Below are 23,020 nucleotides of genomic sequence, written 5' to 3' on the forward strand. Positions count from 1 at the left end.
ATTTGCCACCTTGTTGAGAGGATGGCAGTCTTTTATGTTATTTTTCATACAGCTTCTTGTTTGCATCATCTATCATCTGTATAATTTCATCATATGTGATGCTACCATCTCCAAAACTTAAAATTCCGCGTATAGGCATGTATTTTAGCATGGCATTACCCATATCATCACTTATTGCATCTGAACTTTCTTCATCTTTGACTTTTATCATACCTTTCATGAACTTATTTGCAATATTTACCAGCAATTTAAGTTCCTGTGCAGCTTCCGGCACTTCAAGCAAATCACCAAAGGTTGTATTGACAGTCACTCTAAATGGAAGCTTTTTTATAGCCTCTACATGGACCGTATCATTTAATACAATATCTCTTGATGACTTTCCAATAAGTATTTGATAATCTCCAGTCTCTACATACCAATCGTGTATTTGTGTATTATAATATGAAAAAGCACGTTTATTTAAAATAAATGTTACAGTCTTCGTCTCTCCCTTATTTAAGCTAATCTTTTCAAAACCACGCAGTTCCTTTAAAGGTCTTATAATATTAGACTCTTTAGCGCCAACATATAATTGTACAATTTCCTTACCTGCTTTATCTCCAGTGTTTGTAACATCCACAGTGACAGTAAGAGTTCCAATGTCCTTTATTTCTTTTGAACTTAATTTCAAATTGGAGTAATGAAAAGTGGTATAGCTAAGTCCGTAACCAAATGGGAATAATACATCCATATCTTTTTTATCATAATATCTATATCCTACGAATACACCTTCCCTGTATTCCGATTTGTCCCCTTCTCCACCATAATATAGGTAAGATGGATTGTCTTGAAGCTTTCTCGGAAATGTCTCAGGTAATTTACCACTTGGGTTTACATCTCCGAAAAGCACGTCTACGCAAGCTTGACCTACTGCCTGACCTCCAAGATAAGCCTCTAATATTCCCTTAACATCATCTGCCCAAGGCATTTCAATTGGGGAACCATTATGAAGCACAACAACTGTATTTGGCTGTACCCTTACAATTCTCTTAATAAGTTCATTTTGGCAATTGGGTATGGACATATGAACCCTGTCATATCCTTCAGATTCGAAGGAATCTGGAAGTCCCGCAAATATAACTGCGACCTGGGCATTATTTGCAACCTCGCAAGCTTGACTTATCATTTCTTCATTAATTATGTCTTCATTATCCTCATAACCCTGTGCATATATTACATCTGCTACATCGCCCGCCGCCGTAAGTGCACTTACTATTTTAAATGAGTTAACATGCGAACTTCCGCCACCCTGATATCTCGGACTGCCCGCAAATTCTCCAATTAATGCAATCTTGCTACCTTTCTTAAGCGGTAAAATGCCTTCATTTTTAAGAAGCACCAGGCACTCCCCCTCAATCTTTCTGGCAAGATCGTGATGCACGTCCATATCCCACTTAGTATCTGGTTTTCGGTTTTTAATATATCTGTTTATTATATTTAAAATTCTCTCAACTGCCTGATCTACTACTTTCTCTTCTAATCTCCCCTCTTTTACTGCCTGCACAACCCTGTCATCGTTTACACCATTTGACCCAGGCATCTCAAGATCAAGTCCTGCTTCTATGCCTTTTACCCTGTCATTAACCGCTCCCCAATCACTCATAACGTAGCCATCAAAACCCCATTCACCTCTTAATATATCTGTAAGATATTTCTTGTTTTCAGAGGCTAGTGTTCCATTTATTCCATTATAAGAGCACATTATAGTCCAAGGCTTTGCATTTTTTACAGCGCCTTCAAATGCTGCAAGATAAATTTCCCTAAGAGTCCTTTCATCGATTTCAGAACTCGCACTCATCCTTCTGTGCTCTTGATTATTAGCCAAAAAATGTTTCATGCTAGTCCCTACATTTTCGCTCTGGACACCTTTAATATGGTTTGTTGCCATTTCAGTTGTTAAATATGGATCCTCAGAGAAATATTCAAAATTTCTACCGCATAATGGGGATCGTTTTATATTAACGGCAGGTCCTAAAATTGTACTTACGTTCTCATGCTGACACTCCTCTCCCAAAGCTTTCCCCATATCAAAAATGAGTTTCCTGTCAAAAGACGCTGCCATGGAGCAAGCTGCGGGGAAACATACTGCCTTAATGCTATCATTGATACCTAAGTTGTCTTCGCTTTGGTCTTGTTTACGCAGGCCATGAGGACCGTCACTTAGCATAACTTCAGGAACCCCCAGCCTCTCTATAGCCTTTGTGTGCCAGAAGTCACTACCTGAACATAAACCTGCTTTCTCCTCAAGAGTCATTTCTGAAATAATTTTTTTCACATCCATAATATCCTCCTTATATATTTTTGATTTACTTATGCATTTTAATGTAGTTGTATATCATAATTGAATATAAAATATACTTTGTATATAAAAGGATTTCTACATTACTAATAAAATTCCTTCTATAAATCATAAGTTAATAGAATATTTTATATAATTCATGTACGACAAGAAGGACCTGCTCAAGAATTTTATCCATGAACAGGCCCTGCATTTATGTTTTTCTAGAATTACTTCATCGACTCAATAATGCTATCCGCAAGTGAATCCATTAAATCAACATCATCTTCCTTCATAGTAGAGTTTATTGACATCTCATTGTCTAAAATAGTCATATCTTTCATCTCATCCAAAAGTTCACGCATCAACTTTCCAGATTGAGGAGCCCATGAGCCATTTTCTATAAGAGCTATAGTTCGTTTTTGAAGATTTAATGCCTTCATATCTGTTAGATATGCATGCATTGGTGGATAAATCTTCAAGTTATATGTTACGCTGGCAAGAACCAAATGACTATATTTAAATGTCTCAGAAATCAAATAAGAAACATGAGTTTTTGAAACATCATACATAACAACGTTTTTCATTCCTTTTTCTACAAGCCTTGTTGCTAGATCGTTTGCTGCCGCCTCCGTATTTCCGTACATTGTTCCATAAACTATCATTACACCATTTTCCTCTGGTTCATAACGACTCCATTTGTCGTACTTCTCAAGCAAGTACCCTAAATCATTACGCCATACTGGTCCATGTAGAGGGCAGATAATCTTGATGTCAATAGTTCCTGCTTTCCTCAAAAGATCTTGAACATGAGGACCATACTTGCCTACGATGTTTGTGTAATACCTTCTGGCATCATCAAGGAAGTCACGGTCAAAATTCATCTCATCATTAAATAGTTTTCCGTCAAGCGACCCGAAAGTACCGAAAGCGTCAGCGGCAAATAATACACCATTGTAAGTATCAAATGTCACCATAGCTTCTGGCCAATGTACCATGGGAGCCGCTACAAATGCAACAAGATGTTTTCCAAATGACATTGTATCGCCTTCACTAACTTCCTCTATTTTACCATCAATAGCGAAACCGAACTGATGCATGAACAATGCGGCTTTTTGAGAACATACAATTTTCACCTTAGGATAACGAAGAATAATCTCTTCAATGCATGCTGCATGATCAGGTTCCATATGATTAATTACCATATAATCTAATGGTTTGCCTTTTAAAATTGATTGAATGTTTTCAAGGAACTGACGGCAAATTGACCAGTCTACTGTATCAAAGAGTACTGTCTTCTCATCCATTAGCAAATACGAGTTATAAGAAACGCCTCTTGGAATTGGATGAATGTTTTCAAAAAGGGCAAGGCGACGATCGTTGCCACCAACCCAATAAAGATCCTCAGTTACATTTCTAACACAATACATATATATAATCCTCCTTTATACTAAAAACAAATTATTATATTTAATAATTATAAAAATTAAACTTCTATAAACATATCTTTTTCTTCACCACAAGAAGGGCAAGTCCAGTCTTCAGGTATCTTTTCAAATACAGTTCCAGGATTTACTTCGCCTTCTGAATCACCCTCACCAGGATCGTACTCAAAACCGCATCCGTTACATACATAATGTTTCCAAGTCGGAATAATTCTCGAAGGAGCAGTTGACTTCATCTTAACCATTGGTGGAGCATCTTTCTTTTCCTCTCCATTATCTAAAGCAGCAGTAAGTAATGGTAATATTTCCATCAAATCGCCTACGATGCCGTAATCTGAGTTCTTAAATATTTTCGCTTTAGAATCGATATTTATAGCAACTATTGTAGCCGCATCCTTTATGCCCTTCAAATGTTGACCTGCACCTGAAATACCGCAAGCAATATAAAGATTTCCTTTAAATTTTTGACCAGACATACCAACATAACGGTTTAGTGGTAAATATTTAAGTGTTTCAGCTACTGGACGTGAAGAACCTATTGCTGCACCAGCTTGAACTGCCAAGTCTTCAATAAGTTGCATATTTTCCTTTTCGCCTATACCTTGTCCTACACTAACAACTCTTTCAGCCTTAGTTATAGGAGTGTCCAAAGGAATTCCAACTGTAAAGTCATATTTATCTGCCTTAAGAGCTTCCACAAGTGCATTTACATTTTCACTTGCAGTTCCTTCCTTGAAAATTACTTTCTTACGATAACCTGTTGCAGGTCCACGCTTAGTAGCTTTCCCTGTGTTCTCGTTTTTAGGCATCTTACCTATGATGTGGGCTGCAATAACAAGACGTTGAATCTCATTGGTTCCTTCATATATAGTACATATTTTAGCATCTCTATAAGCTCTTTCAACTTCCATACCTTTTAAATAACCATTTCCACCAAATATTTGAAGTGCATCGTTCACAATTTCAAGACAAACGTCAGATGCATATTGCTTCGCCATAGCAGCTTCCATACTGTAACTCTCATGATTTTGTTTAAGCTCTGCTGCACTGTAAATAAGTAATCTAGCTGCTCTAAGTTTTGTCGCCATATCTGCCAACTTAAATGAAATAATTTGCTGCTGACATATAGGTTTACCAAATTGAACTCTTTCTTTTGAGTACTCCAAAGCATTTTCATAAGCACCTTGTGCTATTCCTAGAGCTTGAGATGCAATACCAATACGGCCACCGTCCAAAGTTGCCATAGCAATCTTGAATCCATCTCCCTCTTTGCCTAGTAAATCTTTCTTAGGAACTATCACATCATTAAATATTAGCTCTGCAGTTGCAGATGATCTAATACCCATCTTATCGTAATGTTGTCCAAAGCTAAATCCTTCTGCGTCTTTTTCCACAATAAATGCACTTATACCACGAACACCAATATCTGGCGTAGTAATTGCAAAAACAACGTAAATATCAGCCTTACCAGCATTTGTGATGAATATTTTTTCACCATTCAAAATATAATTATCACCATCGAGTACTGCAGTTGTTTCTGTACCACCAGCATCACTACCAGCATTTTCTTCTGTAAGACCGAATGCGCCAAGTTTCTCTCCATTTGCGAGTGGCACTAAGTATTTTTGCTTCTGCTCCTCTGTTCCATAGGCAGAAATTGGGTAAGCACCCAAAGATGTATGAGCAGAAAGAATAACGCCCGTTCCACCATCCACTCTTGATAATTCCTCAACAGCAATTGCATAACTCATTACGTCAAGGCCGGCCCCACCATATTCTTTTGGATATGGAATACCCATCATTCCCATTTCACCTAACTTCTTAACTGCTTCCTCTGGAAATTTATTTTCTTGATCTAACATAAATGCAATAGGCTTAACTTCCTCTTCTGCAAACGCTCTAATCCTAGTCCTCAAATCTTCATGTTGCTCATTAGTCTTAAAAAACATAAATATACCTCCCTTTAATTAGATACAGTTTCATGACTTGTCCAATTCTTTATCACCTTGAAATATCTATAATAAATATGTTTATTTTATAAACAATATTTGTAAACGTATGCTAAATGTATACCTATTCTGTATAGTTTCATTATATATGTTATAAATACACATTGCAAGTCCAATACTAATCTTTTTCTCGACATAATTCGCTATAAACTTGGGTGACTTTATAATTCTATTTACCCCCATTCACTGATTTCAACTCTTTTATAGTTGCGTCCATTAAATGGGGCTCTAATATTATTTATATGAAAACTTTCTACATAGACTTTTCTGCTAGTTTTGACAATGGACTTCTTTCAACATGTTCAAGTGTTACGTGCCCTGTTATATTAAATGGTTTCATTTTTTCAATAGTATAAACTAACCCATTGGATTTTTCATCAACTAATGTATTATCTATTTGATTATCAGATGGATCACCAATGAACACAAATTTAGATCCAAACCCAGCTCTTGTTAGCATAAGTTTTGCTAAATGAGGTGTTGTCTGCTGTGATTCATCAACTATAACTAACGCATCGGATAAAGTTCTACCTCTCATGTAAACAAATGTTTTAGTTTCAATCCGTCCACTTTGGCGAAATTTTTCAATGAAGTTATCCACAGTTACCTGCGTTCTTTTAACCTCATGCTCATCAACTTTCACACCTTTTTTCTCTTTAATCTTATCCTTTTTTGCCTTATCTTTTGCATCCATTAAATTTTCTACGGCGTCATAAAAACTTCCCATCCATGGTTTTAATTTTTCTTCCTCAGTTCCAGGCAAAAATCCTATATCATCCCCTGCTGGAATTACTGGTTTCACAAAAATAATTCTTCTAAATAATCCTTGTTCTATTACCCTCTTAAGTGCAACTGCAGTTGAAAGAATTGTTTTTCCAGATCCTGCTCCACCAGAAATTGTTACAAATTCTATTTTGGGGTCCATTAATAACTCAAAAGCCATCTTTTGCTGTTTATTTATTGGCACTAATCCAAAAGCAGATTCATTAACATATTTTAGAGGTACTATTGCCTTTCCGTTAAACTTTCCAATTAACTCATATTTTTCATCATCCGAGCTTGTAATATCTAAAAATTCATTTGGATATAAGGTAAAGTCAAAACCACTAGGCATTGCAATTCCTCCTCCATTTTGTATTTCATCCATAAGTTTTGATGAAAGAGTAATATTTCTATATCCTTTATATAATTCACTAGCATTAACCTTATCATTTTTATAATCCTGGGTAACTATTCCTAAAGCATCACCTTTTATAGCCATATACAAATCTTTTGTAACTAGTATTGTAGATATCTCTTTATTACTATCCGCAATGTTTTTTGTTATTGCTAATATTTTAGTATCATTTTTGCTAAAATCAAAACCATTTGGCAAACAGCTCAGATCGTTATTGTTTAGCTCTATTTTTATTGTTCCGCCATTTGCAAATGTGATACCTTCATGCAGATTTCCAATTTTTCTAAGATTATTTATTTCTCTAGCCGCGCTCCTTGCATGATAACCCACTATACCTTCTCTTTTTTTAAGGTTATCTAACTCTTCTATACATATTATTGGAATGATAATATTATTATCTTCAAAACTATAAATAAAATTAGGATCATGAACCATTACATTTGTATCAATAATATAGTTTTTAACCATAGCTCTCTTCATTAAATAAAGTCTTAAAGGTGCCCTTATTCAATAAAGTTTCACCCCCTTATAATTATGTATATCTAGTTAAATTATATCCTTGTTAATTGTGAATTATGCATAATGATTCTTAAAATAGAAAAATATACTGGTAATTTAGTGACTTTAAATCTAAAAAAACAACTAGCACCTATTAAACTTATTATGATATACTTTCAATATAAATTATATAAACGAAAACAAAATGTTTGGTAATATATAACAATATAAATAGTGAAATATTTATAAGTAATTAATATAGACCAAGGCAAAATCTCTGTTATAATAAGGGATACAGGAATTGGTATACATATTAAGCTCAAAGATAAAATTTTCGAGCCATTTTACAGGGTAAAAATATAACGAAATATGGAGGAATAATAAAACTTATGAAGAAAAAGGTAACAGCAATTATACTAATTATATTATTAATAGTCGTTTTGGGTGTTGGTGCATTTTATGGTTATATGTATAATAAGACCAAAAATTGGACGAGTCTTGTGTATCCAGGAGTTAACATAGGAGATGTGGATATCTCCGGAAAAACACTTACAGAGGCTAAAGATATGATAAATGCCAAAAATCAAACCGCTATATCAAAGAAAAATATAAATATTAAAACGCCTTCTAAAACATACACCTTGAATTTTGCAAAAATGAATGCAGGATATAATATTGATGAAGTAGTAAATGAAGCTTTTAATTATGGTAAGGACTTATCACTAAGAGAAAGATATAAACTAATTAAGAACCCTGTGAGCAAATTACTTAACCTAAAATTTACCTATGACCCTAAACCTGTAACTCAGTTAATTTCTGAAATTAAAAAAGATGTTGATACTACTCCTGTAAATGGAAGCATTTCAAGATCTAATGGCAAATTTAATATTACATCCGATAAAAAAGGTTATACGCTAATGGATAATAACCTAAAAAAAGAAGTATTAAGTAAAATAAATGGTGATATAACTACTCCCGATATTCTAGTTGAGGCAGAAATTAAAACAGTTTTAGCAAACGTAACAAAAGAAAAACTTCAAACTATTAATACCACGCTTTCAAGTTTTTCTTCAAGCTTTAAAACATCCTCTAGTGGACGGTCTACCAATATAACACTTGCAACCAAAAGTATAAATGGACTACTTTTAATGCCAGGCGAAAGCTTTAGTTTCAATGGAACAGTTGGAAAAAGGACAGCTGCCAGCGGTTATAAACCTGCACCAGTTGATATTGGCACCAAGGTAAGTACTGATTATGGTGGTGGAATATGTCAGGTATCTACAGCATTATATAATACTGTAATACGCTCAAACATTAAATCTACTGAGAGAAATCATCATTCTATACCTTCAACTTATATACCACTTGGAATGGACGCTACTGTAGATTGGAATAATTTAGACTATAAATTTGCAAATACTTTAAATTATCCAATTTATATTGAAAGTATCGTGAGTAATAAAGTACTAACATTTAATATTTATTCTAACTCAAGTTTAAATAGCAGAGCCTATAAATTTGTTAATGATGTGTATGAAGCTGTGCAACCCGGCCCTACAAAATATATAGATGATCCTTCGCTTTTAGTTGGCCAAATTGTACAAGATCAATTTCCTTTGGTTGGATATAAGGTACGGTCCTATTTAGATACTATTGAAAATGGTAATGTTATAAAACATGAACTAATTTCAAATGATAAATATACATTAAAAGCTGAAGTAATTAGACTAGGAACAAAGAAAAATTAGGTGCATGTTTATTTAAGGCCACATTTTCGTCCCATATCGGACGCATAAATATGGCCTATTTAATATTAACTAATAATTTCAATCATATACTGTGCTCCTTTTAAAAAAATAATCGACAATATCTATATATTATTTTACCACACATAATATATTTTATATGAACAATTGAATATTAAACTATCTATACTATAAACTGTTCATATTATATATATCACACTTAAACATATCCAAATTATAAAAACTGCGAAATAAATTCCACAGCTTTTATAATTAAATTTTCCTTAGATAATTAAACCTTTTTTTACTCTCTAAGTAAGAATTTTTGTAGTGGCTCTACATAGTCTATTAAGAATATTTCATCTTCATCTATTCTTCCTACTACATTAGTGCTACCGGTATTTTTCATATCTTTTAATGCTATTTGTAATTCCCCTGTGTAGTTTTTATAATTTACATTGTCTATTGTAATATCTCCTCTTTTAATGTCTATAGTGTTAAATGGTTTAAATAGATTTCCTGCATTTTTCACTCTAGACTTGCAAGATCTTATCATGTATTCTGAAGCATCTCCCCTATTAAAATGAAGAGGTTTAAGAATTATATCTCTTTGCTCTGCTGATATTCCTTCTTCAATTTTTAATTTAAAAGTTAAAATATCAGGGTTTACTTCACTTAATGCTTTAAGTTCTGCGTCAGATGCAAATGCATTAGCAATTATCACATCATCAATTGAATTTGAGGCAAATAGATGTTTTGCTTGAACCTGAATTGGAAGATATCTATGTTCTTCCAGTGTGCATAATCCTTCACTTACTGGCCAAGGACCATATTTTGCAGTGCTTGAGGAAACAAAAGCTGCAGTTCTAAGATTATATTTTTTGTATTGCTCATTGCACCTAATAAAATGATCATATCCTAGTCCAGAATATTTATGTGGATAAAAGTTATGACACCCTAGAAGATTCTCTGAATTTGGTTTATAGCTAAAAACGTTGTCTATATATTTAGTTCCAGAGCTCATATTAAACTCAATTTTTAATCCATACTTATTAAAACTCATCAAAGATTCTTCACTACCTGAAAATCCATTATCTAATCTTATTCCATAGAGTCCCATATCCTTAAAAATTCCTAAATCATCAAAATCCACCTCAAGATATTCAAATACTTCTGGATTAATATCTGCAATTACCTTCATCCCATAGCTGCTCGCATGTGCTATAGTTTTTTTAAATTCATCTATTATCTTTTCCTTATCACCTTCTACAGATAGAAGACAAGTAAATATTCTTTTGTATCCATATTTATTAGCTTTATCAATATATTTCAAATTATCTTCTAATTTTACGTGACCTGGGTAAATTGAAAATCCTATGCTTCTCATAATAAATTTCTCCCTTCGTTATAAACTACATTTAACCTTTGTATATTATTTTTATTTGACTAAAGTTTTATTTTCATCTACTTCATAATTTTCTTCTTGATCGCAGTATGTTTTATCTACAGTCGATATAAACGGAAGATAAATAAATACTGATATTACGATTTCTACAGTTTGTAGAATTGCACCTCTTAGACCTGAAATCAGATAACCACCTATTATCGGAGGTGTAGTCCATGGAATTATAACTCCATTAGGTCTTGGTACAATTCCCGTTTTTATAGATACATAAGTTATAACTGCCAAAATCAATGGTGTTAATATAAATGGTATAAGCATAATAGGATTTAAAACTATAGGTAGTCCAAATATTATAGGTTCATTTATGCCAAATATTCCTGGAAGTATTGCAAGTTTACCAATCTTTTTACATTGCTGTGATTTACATTTAAATAACAATAAAAGACATAATCCGAGTGTTGCACCTCCACCACCAATCCACAAATAAATCGTGTTAAATTGTTGAGTAATTATATGAGGAAGTGCAAGTCCTGCTTGAAAAGCAGTAAGATTTTCTCCAGACAAAGCTATCCAAATTGGGCTCATAACAGATTGTACAACATCTCCACCTGATATACCAAATGACCAAAACAAACCTATGAAGAAGTTAGCAACTAATGTAGCCCCCAGGCTATCTCCAAGTGATGTCAATGGAAGTTGAAGCACAGTGAAAATAAAATTATGAATAGTTTCGTAACTGGTGAATGTAAACATTAATCTTATAATGCTAAAAACAATTAATGCAATAGTAGCTGGTATTAATGATGAAAATGACTTTGCAACTGTAGGTGGAACACCTTCGGGCATTTTGATTACCCAGCCTTTTTTAATAACAAACCTTACTATCTCTGTTGCAAGTATTGCTGAAATCATACCAACGAATAACCCCTTAGAACTTAACCATTCCATTGGGATAACTCCTGTAACTTTGATAGCTACATCGGATCCTTCTGGTATAAAATTAGTAGAAAACGGTGTTAATATAAGAAATCCTGTAAGAGAAATAACTGCTGTACTAATTCCTTCTATATTGTAATGTTTGGATAAACTATTTGATATTCCCATTACTACAAACACCGTCATTATAGCCATAGTTGCATGATATGGTACCATGAAAAAGTCTTGCCAACTAGCTCCAAATATTTTAGCCATAAAACCTTCATATCCAGTTATCGGTAAATACGCAAGTAATAAAGTCATTGCGCCAATAATGAGTAGTGGCATAGCTAGCATAAAACCATCACGTATAGCAAGTAAATATTTATTAGTAGCTAATTTCTCTGCTACTGGCATTAACTTATCTTCAATAGAATCCATAATTTTACTCATAATAATCCCCCTTTATATAATTAAATTACTCCATCATTTTTAGAGCTTGATTTAATACTTTCTCTCCATCCATCATTCCATAATCCATAGTATTTATTACACTTATTGGTACACCTTTTTCATCACATATTTTTTTAAGTTTTTTAAGTAAATATTTAATTTGTGGTCCTATAAGCACAGCATCAATACCCTCAACTTCTTTTTCCATAGTAGCTTCAGGAAAAGCTTCAATAGATACTTCTATTCCTTTAGCAGTTGCTGCCTTTTGCATTTTTGTAACAAGAAGACTTGTTGACATTCCAGCGGAACAAAACAAAGCAATTTTTTTCATTATTTTACCTCCATGTTTTTTTAAATTATGATTTTATTATAAAATTTTTTCTATCTTTTATTTTCAATATAATATAATTCCATTTAAAGATAGTGAAATTAGCTTGACTTAATTATTCCATAAGAAAATACCCTTCTTCTTTCGAAGTACCTATGGGCTCCCCTTTTGCTAGTTTAATGGCAAAAGCTGAAATTGTTCTTAAAGATTTATTTAGCCCGATGCCACCTTTATTAGGTGTTTCTATAATGCGAAGCTTCTTTCTAAAAGCCTCAGTACCTGTACTGTCTTTTGCCATAGCTGCAAAAGCTGGAATATTGAGTTTTTCTTTGATGCTTAGAGCAAGCTCTCCACAACACTCTCCATATCTTTTGTAGTTTAATGCGGGTCCACAAATTACTACATCAGCATTAAATTTCTTTATCATCTCGGTAATTTCTTCTATAGCTTTTTCCTTATTCTCTAGAAAATAATTATCTCCACATATTATGGTACCAACAATATCTCCACCATTTTTCATAGATATAGTTTTTAGTAACATTCCCATACCTACTGCTCCATTTTGAGATTGTGGCTGTATATCCATTCTTTCGTCACCACCAAGTCCTGCTTGTACTTGATTGAGGAATTGCACCATTCGTATCATCTATTTTCAGCTCCTTACTTTTTATTTAGTTTTTCTTTTAATTCATTTATTTCCTTTTGCATATGTATCATATTTTTAATTAAATCCTTTGTTAAGAGTGTACTCATTAAATGATCTTGCGCATGAACCATTAAAAGAGTAATCTCCGCACTAATCCCTTGAGCTTCCTTTTGAATAAGTCCTGTTTGTACACTATGAGCTTCAAGAATAGTTTTATCTGCTTGTTTTAAGCTTTCCTCAGCCTTTTCATATTCTCCATTCATAACTAACTCAAAAGCTTCGTACAAGTTACTCCTGGCATCTCCTGAAAAACTTATCAATTTGAATATTATTTGTTCATTAACTTCTTGTGCATTTTCATCTGACATCATAATCATTCCTTCCCTGTCCTTATATTTTTTAAATTTTAAGAGAATACTTTTTATTACTTACATTTATAATAAGCAATAATCATGCCACTATTTTTCAAGTAACCTAACCCCAGTAATCATGCTAGCCTCACTTTACAAAAATATTATTGTATATACAGTTCTTATACACATATTATACACACGTGTATGCTAATAATATTTTTTATTTATATAGGAAACAGTTTGCTGGTAACTCTGTGGAATAAACTTTAGACGCCAAAAAAAGTAAATATTCCGTATAATGCATTCAAGCAAGATTTATACGGAATATTTACTTTTTTTCTTTTTTATTGTTTTTTAAAGTAATATTTCTATAATTTTATTATATTTTGTAAAATAAAAGCAATTTCATCATCATTAAAAGTAACTCCATAAAATTTTTCAATATTAAAGAGACCTTCTGTTAAACAATTAAATTCATATTTAAATTTTTCTTTTAATATTTCTTTAGAACTACATACTGGGATTTTCTCTTTTGCTATCATTTTACTTATATTGCATATCATATGAACCATGAGACTAACTGATACATTATATTCTATATTTACATTCATACTATTATTAATTATACAAATAAATTCTTTATATAATTCTTCAAATTTGGATAATTCCACATTATGAATATCATTTTGAAGTGATTCAATAAATGTACCATAGCTAGCCTCTTCAGGAATATTTTTAGAAGTTTTCATATTAGAATCCAAAATGTGTTTAACCTTACTACATTCCTTATCCATGAAAACTTCATATGTAGATATATATGGCACTCCATATATTTTAGGATCAATGGTCCCTACAATTGCTAATATATTCTTTTGCTTTGCAAGTTCACCTAAAACATTGTACATATGTTGTTTATTATTCCATGCAATAGGAAATACCTTAACCTTATATTCATTTGTATTTATCTTACTTTCTATAAAGTTTTTTAATTTTATAGCACTTCCTTCACCTGTAGTACATAAGGTTATAATTATATTATTATCTTTTGGTATAAAACTATCGGAAACCGTTAACTGTGAGGATGAATACTTAGTAATGTCATGTTTTATTTTTTCATAAATAACATCTATATCGGCTTCTATTACAGCTCTTCTTGAACATTCAATTGCCACAAGGGTAGACACCATATCTAAAGTTCTAATATCAATGCCTGTGTCTTTATTAATAAGTTCGCCAAACATGTTAAGCGACCCCATATCAACAAGAAGCATTATACCAGACCCCTGATTTTTCTTTATAATGATATCCTTTAATTTCTCATAAGCAATTTCAGGACTTATATCAAGGGCCATATCATAAGCATAAACATTATTTGCTTTCACCAATTTATTAACAACATCCGCCATAGAAGATGCAGTAGCTTTTCCATGCATAGCTATAACTATTATAGGTTTATCATCTAAAGTTTCACTTTCATTTTCCATTTCATCAACAGCAAGGAACATAGTAATAAATCCAACTTCATCTTCTGGAACTATTACATCATATTTTTCGTCTATAAGCCTCGCAATCTCTTTCGCTATTTCAAATTCTTTAGGATAGTCTCTTTTTATAATTAAAAGATTATAATTAATAATCGTTTTATTTTCTTTAATTCTTAATATGCTGCTATTTAAATGCAAACATAACCCATAAAAAACCTTGAGTTTAAAAATTTTTCTAAGGGTTTTTTCAGCTTTTTTAAGGGAATTTTCTACTAAACTTATAATTTTCTTATCTACTATCTTAGAAAGTTCCTCTTTATTTATTTCTTGCTCAAAATTGTGAATATAGTTTTTAAAATAATTTTGTATTTCCATTTCCATAATAGTTTTAACTTCGCTATCTTCAGTGCCTCTTTTTCGTAGTTCTTCTACTCTTTCTTCTATATTTTTGTAAAAACTATAACTTGCATAGTTATCATCATTACTAGAGAATTTTTCCTTTCCTTTTGATGTAAAAGAAATTATCTCTCCTTCTTTTATAAGTTTATCTATTTTTTTAGAATAATCTTTATATATAAACAAACCTTGATTTACGTTAGAGTTAAAGTCCGTACAATGAACTTCTACATTTTTAAGCCTGGTTGATACAGCATTAAGAAAAGCATTTGCGCATCCTAGCTGCACATCACTTTTTAATTGACCTACATTTCCAGGGCATTCATATAGAAGTAGCTGCCTTATGGTATTTGTAGAAACAGAAATTTCTTTTTTTATTCTAGTTGCTTCAATTTCAAAAAATTCACAAATAATATCAAATCTTTCCTGGAGCGTTCTCTCATCTAATGAAGGTATTCTTATATTCATTGGTATTCTTCTTGTAAATGTGTTTAAAAGTGTCTCATCAATATTTTCCGTAGTGGCACATATAATAAGCAATTCACTTTTCCTATTGATTTCTTCACCCAGAGGCGTATATAAATTTTTATCAATTAAATAAAAAAGCATTTCTTGACCATCAGGTGGTAACCTATGCACTTCATCAAGAAACAGAATTCCTCCGTCTGCTTTTGAAACTAGCCCTTCCCTATCTTTATCTGCTCCTGTAAATGCACCTTTTTTGCATCCGAAAAGATGGGCTAGAAGTAGCTGCGAATTATTTGCATAATCTGCGCAATTAAATACCTCGAAAGGAGCACTTACATCAAATGTATTGCTTTCTATTGCAAACTTGTGCATTAGCTCTGCAAACATTGTTTTGCCAACTCCACTTGGACCAACTATAATAGTGTGAAGCCCATTAGGTGGATATAACACTGCTGCCTTTGCCTGTTGTACACATTTTTTTAAACTTCTATCACTTCCAAAAATAGTATCAAGGCTTGTTTTATGAATATTAGCCGTTGTATATTCTCTTTTAACTTCATTAAGTTTATATAAAACCGGCTTATGCTTTATTTTAATCAATATGTCTTCTTTATATAAATCATTAAGAATTAAACTAACATTGCTTCTTTGCAATTTTAATTTTTGTGAGATTTCTTCTGTATAAACGCCTTTGCTACCTTTTTTATTTTCCTGTTTTATTAGTTCTAATATTTGTTCTCTATTATTCATATTGTTTGCTTTATACTCTTCTTTAGTAACCATACTATCCACCTACTTATAGATACATTATATCATAATAAATTATTTTGACAATTCTGACATTTGAGATTAACTGTAGGATAAGTTGTGTTTATTTGATTTCTTCCTCATATTTCTTTATCACTTTCATTTCATTATTGACTAACTCTTTTACAGTTATATTCCAAACATTTTTTTCTAAGTTGCCAATTCTTTGGATCTCTTTAATAAGAGTAATTTTGTTATTAATATATTTGTACTCATAGTCATAATATGTTGTCGCATCTTCTTTAACATTTGATTTTATTGACTTACTCTTAGCATCAAATACAGGAGAAGTAATTTTTTCAAGTTCATTATTTTTTATAAATTTTGATATTTCTTTATCCCATAACCAGTAGTAATATGGTACATTTCCTGTAGCTGGTAGCAATTGCTGTATTCTAATGTCCTTGTACCCATCAAAATTCATATCTTCAATGACTATACCTAATTGCTCACCATCTGGAGTACTTGTTTCATTAAATACCAATTCTTGTAATTTATCTTCCTTATCATCTTTATTGTATATTGAAATCTTGCTTGCACTAAATAAACCATCCTTTTTCTGTCCATATACCTTAAATATGTACTCAGGTAATGATGGATGTATTTTATTCTTTAAAACAATAAAGGGCTCTGTATTTGATTCAAACGCCGCCAGCGTTGTTTTCTCCGTTGTTTGACTTTTTGAATCTACCCTATTACTGCAACCAACACATAATATTGTTATGAAAACAATTGACATACCAACAGAAATTTTCTTATTTATTTTCACTTTTAATCTCTCCTCTCCTCAATTTAAATTTAATAAAACACAGTCTTACATATATCACAATATATTACTTTGTCAGAATTAACGTAAGCAATTTTTTACAACAAACCCCCTTAACTTCGTTACACTATTTTTAGTTTAGTGTGTATATTAAGGGGGACTAGTTTATTAAACTTACTAAGTTATTAGTTATTATTAATAATATCCTTTGAAAATATCCTTGTTAAATAAGATATAAATAATCCAAAAATTATAAAGCCTACTGGTCCACCATAAGTCTTTAATATTGGAATTATAGCCTGCGAGAAATTCTCTGCTCCTGCAACCTCTCCCCATCCGGATCCGAAAAATGCGAGTATTCCTAATGTGAAAACAACAACAAAGGCAACAATAACTGCTGCTTTAGATTTTAACATTACAAATGGAGGTATATTACCTTTTAGCCTAAACATTAAATATGCATATGAAAGGACAATATAAGGTATTGCAAGAGATAAAGCTGATAATGTAGTTAATAAATTAAAAAATTTATCTATAGATTCAAGTCCAGCAAGTGGCACTATTATTAATACTAATAACACAATGCATTGAACCCAAAGAGCATTAACCAATGTTCCATCTTCACGTTTTTTAGTTAAAAATTTAGGAAAAGTCCCCTTTGGAACTTCTGAAAACATAGCTCTTATCGGCGATTCTAACCAAACTACGAATGCTGCTATAGATGCTATAGTTAAAATAAATGCATATATCTGAACAAATATTTTACCATTTAAACCCCAGTTTTCTGCTAATATCTTATAGACAACATAACCTGCATCCTTAACGCCAGCTTCATTTATTAATTCTGGTGATGCAATTAAGCATATTGCGAGAGATCCCAATATATAAGCTCCTGCAACAAATGTAGTTGCTATAATAACAGCTTTTGGGAAAACTTTTTTAGGGTTTTTCACATCCTTAATATAGGTCCCCGCCACTTCAGCACCTGCTACAGCAAGAATAAGCCATGAGAAAGTCGAAAAATAATCAGCATCAAATTTAGGTATAACTGTTGAAGCCGTGAATGTTGTAGCTGATGGTTGTTTTCCAATTAGTACTCCCACAACTGCAAATAAAATAAATATAACTGTAACAGCTAAAGTTAGTTTCCCACCTAAATCACTAATTTTCGAAAATCTCTTAACTCCAGTTGTTGCTATATATGTTAATGCTACTGCTAGTCCGAGACCTATCCAAGGTAACAAATATGCATTTGCATCGTTAAATCTATTTTCACCAAAAATAGTCCAAGATATCATTACTGGAATTCTTGAAAAAACCAATTGCAAATAAAATAAATTAGCAACAAAGTATGACCAAGTACCTATAAATGCCCACTTTGGTCCAATTGAACATTCTATCCAATTATATAACCCACCCTCTTTGTCTTTATTAGCAGATGCTAGTTCTGCTATCATTATTGATAAAGGTAAAAAGAATAATAAAGCAACTATAAGCCATGAAGGAATAGCTGCTGGTCCAAGTGTCACTGCATTTGAAGCAATATTCCCAAATCCAAATGTTGGTACAAATATTAACATTACCAAGGTCCATAGACCAAGTTTCTTCGTGTTGTTCATATTTTCACTCCTTAGTTTTATGATCACCCTATAGTATTCTATTAAATAGACAAAATTCCTCTAATAAACCCATAACTTTCATCTTTAAATTTTTACTGTTATTATAGCTTTATTCACTTTCTTTTATCTTGTGCACAAGTTAGATAATTTAAACATCATTAAATAAGGGCATCTATAATAAATTTAGATATAATATATGTTGTATCAATAATAATATATAATAGAGTTAACATTTCTATTGCAGTTATAGTTTTTCTTTATAAAAATGTTTTTAATAATTATATTTAAATAAGAGGAGAGATTTTATTGATTACTTATATTACTAGTAAATTACGTGAATTTAACGCCATTGAAAAAGCATTTTCTGTTTTTCAGAAAGAAAAATTGGTTTTAGTGTAAAAAAACAAAAACACTGCTATTTATATTTTCATTAATTCAATAGGATAATAAATTTCCTTAAAGGGTAAAATATAATCAGAATAAAATTATTGATTAATGGAAGTGTTTTTTAACAAATGGAGGATGAATGTATAACAACATTTAACATTAAGAAAGAAGAACTCGAAACCCAAACCATAAAGATGTTCCAACTAAGGTTATCCGAATACTTCTAGATGAAGAACATATTGAATTCAATAAACACATAGTAAATGTTGAAGATGTAACTATTTATAAACAACAGATACAAGATATAAAACATATTGAAGCGACATTAAAGAGGGAGCAACCTATAGTAAAAATCTCAGGTTTCCTAGAACAAAAAAATAACTCAAAATAAACTACTAACAAAAAAGAGCATTATAAAAGATGCTCTTTTTCGTTATGTATTCTCCTTATTTTATAAAGTTTAGTGTTATCTAAGCAATCTTAATTAACAACATTAATTGGTTTGCCCTGAGTAAATGCTTCTATATTAAGTGCTATCAGTTTAATAAGTCTTTGCCTCGATTCAAAACGCTTCCACCCAATATGTGGAGTGATGATTACATTGTCCATTTCAAACAATGGGTTCGTCTGCTGAGCAGGCTCTGGGTCTTGAACATCAAGCGCTGCACCTGCTATCGTTCCATTTTGCAATGCTTTAATTAAATCAGTTTCCTTTATTATCTGCCCCCTAGAAGTGTTTATTAGAAAAGCAGAAGGTTTCATTAATTCTATCTTATCCTTATCTATTAGATGCAATGTATCAGATGTAAGTGGGCAGTGGATAGTAACAAAATCACTCTGTTTTAGTAATTCATCAAGTGAACCATAATGTACATTTAAGTTATCCAAAGGCTTCTGGGTCCTTGTATATATGATAATATTCATCCCTAGAGCCAAAGCAATTTTTATAACTGCCTGACCAATAGCGCCACCACCACCAATTACTCCAAGAGTTTTATTTTGTAGTTCAAAATGAGGAAGTTCTAAATGATTCGTAAAATTATCAAAATTTTTCTCCCTGACCATAATCTGCTGCTGGATAAGTGACGAGCTAAAATTCAAAATATAAGTGATTGCTAGTTGCGCAACCGCCTCAGTGCTGTAGCTAGGAATGTTACAAACCGTAATGTTTTTTTCTTTTGCCGCAGCAATATCAATGTTATTATAGCCAGTGCCAGCCTCGCAAATAAGTTTAACCGAGTCTGGAAACTTGGAAATCAAATCCCTTCCCAAAGTCAATTCCTTCGTGATTACAACAGTTTGATCTTTAACTCTCTCCAAAATATTTTTATCTACGCTTTCATCGTATTTTGTTAAAGTAGTAAACCTTTCCATTTGAGAAAAATCTAGTTTGTTATCAAAATTAAGTCTTGCCGAATTTAGAAATACTGTATTTTCCATATATACCTCCTAAAAATTTGTATACCCCATTCTGTTAAAATAATCAAAAAAGCTTTTATACTTATCATTCTACCACATATAATGTTATTTAAAACTATTGTCATAATAAATTCTAATTACTTAGACAACAGCTTTCTGATAAATACAATGAATTATAATTATATTAATTGATAATTCAGCGTCTCTAGTGCATAATAAAAGGAGAATTTTAGTCAGGGAGGTGGACATCTTAAATATTTTAATAGCAGAGGATGACCAAGATTTAAGGCAACTACTGGAACTACACCTTATAAAAGAAGGTTTTACAGTATTTGATTCAGAAAATGGACTAAAAGCTTTGGAAATATTTAATAATAACGAAATCAATTTAGCTATTCTTGATGTAATGATGCCAGGTCTTGATGGTTTCAATTTACTTAGAAAAATTAGAGAAACAAGCGAAATTCCTGTAATGTTTTTAACTGCAAGAAGTGAAGATCCGGATAAAATATTAGGTCTAGGTCTAGGTGCAGACGATTATATGGTCAAACCATTTAATCCCATTGAATTAATAGCAAGAGTCCATGCACAGCTAAGAAGATCCTACAAGTATATAACAACGCTAAAAGCACCTGAGAATTCAATTATTAAAATAGGCGATTTAACTTTTGATAAAAACAGTTACAGTGTATATAAAGATGATAAACAACTAGAATGTAATGCAAAAGAGTTAAAACTTCTTCAAATCTTTATGGAAAATGTAGGCAGAGTATATACTAAAAAGCAACTTTATGAAGCGGTATGGGAAGAAGCCTATTATGGTGATGATAATACAATCATGGTACATATCAGCCATTTAAGAGACAAAATTGAAGATAACCCAAAGTATCCTAAGTATTTAAAGACTATACGTGGAATCGGTTATAAACTAGAAAACAACTTAGGAATAAGGAATGAACTATGAGAAAAAAGAAAGTAGCAAACATGCTTTTGACAAATTATATATTACTGTTTATATTTTCTACAATAATTTTCATTGTAGTCTCCATAATTATTTCAGTTAGTTTTAAAGGATTAATAAAATTCGAAGAAATATCAGAACTATCAGCTGCTCAGGTTATGAAAGATGATTATAAAAACATAGATTTTTCTAAGATTTTAAAGTATAAAGGCGGAATCCAGGTAATTGATAAAAATTATAAAGTTGTTTTTTCAAGAGGAATAAACCCTCAAAATGTAAACCAGTATACTAAGAGTGAATTCAGTGAATTTCTAATTAATAGCGGCAAATCTCTAAGGCAATACCATTATAGTGTATCTTATAATAGTAATAACGATTTTTGGCTAGAAATTGTCATTCCCCGTAAACCACAATTAGTTAATGGTATTTTTTTCGATAGAGAAGGAATTCCAATAGCTATAGATAATTTTATATTTATTTTATTTTTAGGTGCTCTAATTAATATTACCTCTTTTATTTTCGGTCTTTTTTTCTACTCAAGAATTACCTCTAACAATTTCGTAAAACCACTAAAAAAGTTATTAAGCGGAGTTACAAGAATTGAAAGTGGCGATTATTCTGCAAGGGTTGAGTTAAAATCTAAAAATGAATTTGGAGATCTTAAAGATGCCTTTAACCTAATGGCCAAAAAAATTGAAAGCGAAAAAAATCTAAAAGAGAAATCTCAAGATAACAGGAGAAAACTAATATTAGATATTTCTCATGATTTAAAAACCCCACTGTCCAATATTATAGGTTACTCAGATTTGTTATTAAATAATAAGGCTATATCCGATAATGACCGAGAAAAATTTCTAGCTGTAATACTAAATAATGGCACAAGAGCTAATAGTTTAATAGGTGATTTATTTGAATTATCTAAAATGGGAAGCCCAGATTTTAAGCTTAAACTTAAAAGCATAGATATTTGTGAATACTTGAGGGAACTTATAGCCTCAATAATTCCTCAAATAGAAAAAGCAGGTTTTGAGTCTTGTTTTGAGATACCAGTCGGCAAAAAAATTATTCTTATTGATGGGACGCAAATCGATCGTGCCCTTCTTAACATTCTTAATAACGCGTTAAAATATAACCCACCAGGTACCAAAATAAAAATAGTATTAAAGAATTATCTAAGCAAAGTAGTAATAGAAATCGAGGATAACGGTATTGGAATTCCCCCTGAGATGTCTGATGAAATTTTTGAACCTTTTAAAGGAGTGGATAGCGCAAGGAATTCTCAAACTGGAGGTACTGGCCTCGGCCTTGCAATTACTAAAACTATTATCGAAAAACATAATGGACAAATAAGTCTTGAAACTGAAACTGGAAAAGGATGCAAGTTCATAATAGAACTAAGTAGCTAATAGTTACCTCAAGATA

At 31.8% G+C, this 23,020-nt stretch carries 16 protein-coding genes and 1 pseudogene; 4 read left to right on the forward strand and 13 right to left on the reverse strand.

The genetic code is table 11. The features are described 5' to 3' along the window. Positions 1-37: 37 nt before the first annotated feature. The 4 genes from ACREVX_RS16490 to ACREVX_RS16505 form a co-directional block, all read right to left on the reverse strand. Positions 38-2,293, reverse strand: a complete 2,256-nt coding sequence (locus tag ACREVX_RS16490) for a glycoside hydrolase family 3 C-terminal domain-containing protein (protein WP_500861859.1) — start codon at positions 2,291-2,293, stop codon at positions 38-40. A 254-nt stretch (positions 2,294-2,547) separates the two neighbouring features. After that, positions 2,548-3,747, reverse strand: coding sequence for an FprA family A-type flavoprotein (locus ACREVX_RS16495; protein ID WP_431545310.1), 1,200 nt, complete (start codon positions 3,745-3,747; stop codon positions 2,548-2,550). Positions 3,748-3,803: 56 nt separating this feature from the next. Further along, positions 3,804-5,711, reverse strand: coding sequence for an acyl-CoA dehydrogenase family protein (locus ACREVX_RS16500; RefSeq protein ID WP_431545311.1), 1,908 nt, complete (start codon positions 5,709-5,711; stop codon positions 3,804-3,806). Positions 5,712-6,024: 313 nt separating this feature from the next. Then, positions 6,025-7,428, reverse strand: a complete 1,404-nt coding sequence (locus ACREVX_RS16505) for a PhoH family protein (protein WP_431545312.1) — start codon at positions 7,426-7,428, stop codon at positions 6,025-6,027. Positions 7,429-7,835: 407 nt separating this feature from the next. Here ACREVX_RS16505 and ACREVX_RS16510 point away from each other — a divergent pair, with 407 nt between their 5' ends. Next, positions 7,836-9,194: a VanW family protein gene (locus tag ACREVX_RS16510; RefSeq protein WP_431545313.1), complete on the forward strand. Its 1,359-nt coding sequence runs from the start codon at positions 7,836-7,838 to the stop codon at positions 9,192-9,194. A gap of 301 nt (positions 9,195-9,495) precedes the next feature. Here the strand turns inward: ACREVX_RS16510 and ACREVX_RS16515 are convergent, their stop codons facing one another. The 8 genes from ACREVX_RS16515 to ACREVX_RS16550 all read right to left on the reverse strand — a co-directional run bounded on the left by ACREVX_RS16515 (position 9,496) and on the right by ACREVX_RS16550 (position 18,831). After that, positions 9,496-10,578: a DUF871 domain-containing protein gene (locus tag ACREVX_RS16515; RefSeq protein WP_431545314.1), complete on the reverse strand. Its 1,083-nt coding sequence runs from the start codon at positions 10,576-10,578 to the stop codon at positions 9,496-9,498. Between the two features lie 51 nt (positions 10,579-10,629). Next, a complete protein-coding gene (gene celB, locus ACREVX_RS16520) occupies positions 10,630-11,964 on the reverse strand; it encodes a PTS cellobiose transporter subunit IIC (RefSeq protein ID WP_431545315.1) in 1,335 nt (444 codons plus the stop codon). A 25-nt stretch (positions 11,965-11,989) separates the two neighbouring features. Then, positions 11,990-12,295, reverse strand: coding sequence for a PTS sugar transporter subunit IIB (locus tag ACREVX_RS16525; RefSeq protein ID WP_431545316.1), 306 nt, complete (start codon positions 12,293-12,295; stop codon positions 11,990-11,992). Between the two features lie 112 nt (positions 12,296-12,407). After that, entirely contained in the window at positions 12,408-12,938 is a 531-nt protein-coding gene (locus tag ACREVX_RS16530; protein WP_431545317.1) for a glycine/betaine/sarcosine/D-proline family reductase selenoprotein B, read from the reverse strand. A 14-nt stretch (positions 12,939-12,952) separates the two neighbouring features. Further along, positions 12,953-13,309 (reverse strand): PTS lactose/cellobiose transporter subunit IIA, encoded by a 357-nt coding sequence (locus ACREVX_RS16535; RefSeq protein ID WP_431545318.1) that lies wholly within the window; start codon positions 13,307-13,309, stop codon positions 12,953-12,955. A gap of 350 nt (positions 13,310-13,659) precedes the next feature. Then, complete coding sequence (locus ACREVX_RS16540; protein WP_431545319.1) at positions 13,660-16,422, reverse strand: sigma-54-dependent transcriptional regulator; 2,763 nt, start codon at positions 16,420-16,422, stop codon at positions 13,660-13,662. 88 nt (positions 16,423-16,510) lie between these two features. After that, on the reverse strand, positions 16,511-17,215 hold the full coding sequence (locus ACREVX_RS16545; RefSeq protein WP_431545320.1) for an XAC2610-related protein: 705 nt from the start codon (positions 17,213-17,215) through the stop codon (positions 16,511-16,513). Positions 17,216-17,397: 182 nt separating this feature from the next. Next, entirely contained in the window at positions 17,398-18,831 is a 1,434-nt protein-coding gene (locus ACREVX_RS16550) for an amino acid permease (protein WP_431545321.1), read from the reverse strand. A 586-nt stretch (positions 18,832-19,417) separates the two neighbouring features. Between ACREVX_RS16550 and ACREVX_RS16555 the strand changes: the two are divergent. Continuing rightward, a pseudogene (locus ACREVX_RS16555) lies at positions 19,418-19,609 on the forward strand (DUF2382 domain-containing protein); the annotation flags it as partial. A gap of 89 nt (positions 19,610-19,698) precedes the next feature. Here ACREVX_RS16555 and ACREVX_RS16560 read toward each other — a convergent pair. Further along, positions 19,699-20,658, reverse strand: coding sequence for a 2-hydroxyacid dehydrogenase (locus tag ACREVX_RS16560; protein ID WP_431545322.1), 960 nt, complete (start codon positions 20,656-20,658; stop codon positions 19,699-19,701). Between the two features lie 226 nt (positions 20,659-20,884). Here ACREVX_RS16560 and ACREVX_RS16565 point away from each other — a divergent pair, with 226 nt between their 5' ends. Next, a complete protein-coding gene (locus ACREVX_RS16565) occupies positions 20,885-21,601 on the forward strand; it encodes a response regulator transcription factor (RefSeq protein ID WP_431545355.1) in 717 nt (238 codons plus the stop codon). Beyond that, the gene (locus ACREVX_RS16570; RefSeq protein ID WP_431545323.1) at positions 21,598-23,004 is read left to right on the forward strand and encodes a sensor histidine kinase; all 1,407 of its coding nucleotides are present in this window, start codon (positions 21,598-21,600) and stop codon (positions 23,002-23,004) included. Before ACREVX_RS16565 ends, ACREVX_RS16570 begins: the two co-directional genes overlap by 4 nt. Positions 23,005-23,020: the final 16 nt, after the last annotated feature.

This window comes from Clostridium sp. (genome assembly GCF_050717545.1).
Lineage (GTDB): Bacteria > Bacillota > Clostridia > Clostridiales > Clostridiaceae > Clostridium_AD.

Coding starts and splice junctions, on each gene's coding strand:
- ACREVX_RS16490 (WP_500861859.1), bottom strand. CDS start 2,293: ATGACTCTTGAGGAGAAAGCAGGTTTATGTTCAGGTAGTGACTTCTGG.
- ACREVX_RS16495 (WP_431545310.1), bottom strand. CDS start 3,747: ATGTATTGTGTTAGAAATGTAACTGAGGATCTTTATTGGGTTGGTGGC.
- ACREVX_RS16500 (WP_431545311.1), bottom strand. CDS start 5,711: ATGTTTTTTAAGACTAATGAGCAACATGAAGATTTGAGGACTAGGATT.
- ACREVX_RS16505 (WP_431545312.1), bottom strand. CDS start 7,428: ATGAAGAGAGCTATGGTTAAAAACTATATTATTGATACAAATGTAATG.
- ACREVX_RS16510 (WP_431545313.1), top strand. CDS start 7,836: ATGAAGAAAAAGGTAACAGCAATTATACTAATTATATTATTAATAGTC.
- ACREVX_RS16515 (WP_431545314.1), bottom strand. CDS start 10,578: ATGAGAAGCATAGGATTTTCAATTTACCCAGGTCACGTAAAATTAGAA.
- celB (WP_431545315.1), bottom strand. CDS start 11,964: ATGAGTAAAATTATGGATTCTATTGAAGATAAGTTAATGCCAGTAGCA.
- ACREVX_RS16525 (WP_431545316.1), bottom strand. CDS start 12,295: ATGAAAAAAATTGCTTTGTTTTGTTCCGCTGGAATGTCAACAAGTCTT.
- ACREVX_RS16530 (WP_431545317.1), bottom strand. CDS start 12,938: ATGATACGAATGGTGCAATTCCTCAATCAAGTACAAGCAGGACTTGGT.
- ACREVX_RS16535 (WP_431545318.1), bottom strand. CDS start 13,309: ATGATGTCAGATGAAAATGCACAAGAAGTTAATGAACAAATAATATTC.
- ACREVX_RS16540 (WP_431545319.1), bottom strand. CDS start 16,422: ATGGTTACTAAAGAAGAGTATAAAGCAAACAATATGAATAATAGAGAA.
- ACREVX_RS16550 (WP_431545321.1), bottom strand. CDS start 18,831: ATGAACAACACGAAGAAACTTGGTCTATGGACCTTGGTAATGTTAATA.
- ACREVX_RS16560 (WP_431545322.1), bottom strand. CDS start 20,658: ATGGAAAATACAGTATTTCTAAATTCGGCAAGACTTAATTTTGATAAC.
- ACREVX_RS16570 (WP_431545323.1), top strand. CDS start 21,598: ATGAGAAAAAAGAAAGTAGCAAACATGCTTTTGACAAATTATATATTA.